We start from the raw sequence: 368 nt of genomic DNA, 5'->3' as shown, positions 1-368 counted from the left end.
CTGAACCGCACCGGATTTACCGGAGACCGTTTGGTTTAAGTTATGCGGCCAATGCTGGTGCGTCCAGCATGGCGTAGTATCGTTCCTCGGCCTCTGCAGGCGGAATGTTTCCAATGGGCTCCAGTAGACGCCGGTTGTTGAACCAATCGACCCATTCCAGCGTCGCGAACTCCACAGCTTCGAAGTTGCGCCATGGTCCTCGGCGATGGATGACCTCAGCCTTGTAAAGACCGTTGATCGTTTCGGCGAGAGCGTTGTCGTAGCTATCGCCGACGCTTCCGACGGAAGGTTCGATACCTGCCTCTGCCAACCGTTCGGAATACTTGATCGACACGTATTGGGCAGATTCAACCGGTCGCCGCAACACC

Annotated in this window: 1 protein-coding gene; it reads right to left on the bottom strand. The window is 56.5% G+C overall.

Annotated elements, in window-relative coordinates:
• Positions 1-40: 40 nt before the first annotated feature.
• Positions 41-368 (bottom strand): integrase core domain-containing protein (locus tag ACUTJJ_RS25045; protein ID WP_445543785.1); only part of this gene is annotated, 328 nt, incomplete at its 5' end.

Source organism: Agrobacterium sp. DKPNP3 (assembly GCF_052686535.1).
This window is presented reverse-complemented; position numbering and strand designations above follow the sequence as displayed.